Genomic DNA, 1,881 nt, shown 5'->3' on the forward strand with positions numbered 1-1,881 from the left:
GGCAGGAAGCGCGCCGCCAATCCGGCGGCCGGCGCCCGATTCGACCGCGACTACCGCATCTTCCTGGAGATGCACCGGCAGCGGCAGGCGCTCGACGCGATCAGCTGAGCAGGCTGCCGTTTCGTTCCGGCTTGCGTAGCGATGCGCCCGAAGTCGCGTCGAAGAGGTGGATGCTTTCCTCGTCGAATGTGTAGCGGACCGGCGTGCGCAAGGCCGGGCATTCGCGGGCCGGCACCAGCGCGCTGATCTCCCTGCCGCCAGAGCCGAACGTCACCAGCGCGTCGTTACCATGGAATTCGATGAGATCGGCGGTGCCCTGCAAGAGGCTCCGGCCATCGGCGCCGGCCGTCTTCAGGTCGGGAGGCCGGATGCCGAGCATGGCGCGATCACCGTGCTGGAGATGGAAACCCGAGCCGTCTATTGAAAGTACCGTTCCGGCGCCGGTCAGCGTCCAGCCATTTCCGGCCCGGCCGATCGCCACCTCGACGAAATTCATGTTCGGCGTGCCGATGAAGCCGGCCACGAACAGATTGTCCGGCCGGCGATAGATCTCGGCTGGCGAGCCGACCTGCTCGATGACGCCGTCCTTGAGCAGCACGATGCGGTCGGCCAGCGTCATCGCCTCGAGCTGGTCGTGGGTGACGTAGACCGTCGTCGTCTTCAACGACTGGTGCAGCCTTGCGATCTCGATGCGCATGTGATTGCGCAGCTTGGCATCGAGGTTGGACAGGGGCTCGTCGAACAGGAACACCTTGGGCGTCTTGATCATCGCGCGTGCGATTGCCACGCGCTGCTGCTGGCCGCCGGAGAGCTCGGTCGGCTTGCGGCCGAGATAGGGTTCCAGCCCAAGCGTGCTGGCAACCGCCTCGACCCGTTTCCTGATCTCGGCCGCCGCCACTTTCTGTCGCCTGAGCCCGAAGGCGATGTTGTCGAAGATCGTCATGTGCGGATAGAGCGCGTAGTTCTGGAACACCATGGCGATGCCGCGGTCGCCGGGCTCGAGGTCGTTGACCACCTTGCCGCCGATCGACACCTCGCCGCCAGTGATGTCCTCCAGCCCGGCGAGCATCCTGAGCAGCGTGGACTTGCCGCAGCCGGACGGCCCCAGGAACACGACGAATTCATGCTCCTCAATGCTGAGGTTGAGGTCGCGGATGACGGTGGTTGCGCCATAGGCCTTGTCGACATGGGAGCAGACGATTGCGGACATGGTCAGCCCTTCTCGCCGGTAAGCAGGATCTGCAGCTTGACGTCCTGCGGGTTGCCCTCGGCCGCCCGCTCGAACGCCTTGATGCTGTCTAAGAAATCATAGGTGCCGGTGATCAGCGGCTTGAGGTCGACCTTGCCGGAGGCGATCAATTGCAGGGCGCGGTCGAAGATGTTGGCGTAGCGGAACACCGTCTCGATGCGCGCTTCCTTCGAGATCGCCGCCGGCACGTCGAGGCTGACCGGCTCCACCGGCAGTCCGACCAGCACCACCGCGCCGCCTGGCCGCACGATGTCGAACAAATTGGCGAAGGCTTTCGGGTTGCCGCTGGCTTCGAAAACGATGTCGGCGCCCCAACTGTGGGTCGCTGCCGCGACGGCGTCGACCAGCGACTGCTCGCCGATATTGACCGGCACGATGCCTTGATACTGCGCGGCGATCTTCAGCTTGGGCGCCGAGAAGTCGGAGATCAGCACCTTCGAGCAGCCGCCTGCAAGTGCTGCCAGCGCGATCATGATGCCGATCGGGCCGCAGCCGACGACGACGGCGACATCGCCGGGCACGATGCGCGCCCGCGCCGCTGCCTGCATGCCGATGGCGAAGGGCTCGACCATGGCGCCTTCGGCGAAGGAGACATTGTCCGGCAGCCTGTAGGTGAAGGCCGCCGGATGCAC

Annotated in this window: 2 protein-coding genes; both read right to left on the bottom strand. The window is 65.4% G+C overall.

Features of this window, described 5'->3' with window-relative positions; genetic code table 11:
- Nucleotides 1–100: 100 nt before the first annotated feature.
- Nucleotides 101–1,210, bottom strand: coding sequence for a sn-glycerol-3-phosphate ABC transporter ATP-binding protein UgpC (gene ugpC / locus EN742_RS33650; RefSeq protein WP_126057033.1), 1,110 nt, complete (start codon nucleotides 1,208–1,210; stop codon nucleotides 101–103).
- Between the two features lie 2 nt (nucleotides 1,211–1,212).
- A partial coding sequence (locus tag EN742_RS33655; protein ID WP_148670466.1) for a zinc-binding dehydrogenase occupies nucleotides 1,213–1,881 on the bottom strand: 669 nt, incomplete at its 5' end.

Origin of the sequence: Mesorhizobium sp. M4A.F.Ca.ET.020.02.1.1, assembly GCF_004022645.1 — a bacterium.
Classification (GTDB): domain Bacteria; phylum Pseudomonadota; class Alphaproteobacteria; order Rhizobiales; family Rhizobiaceae; genus Mesorhizobium.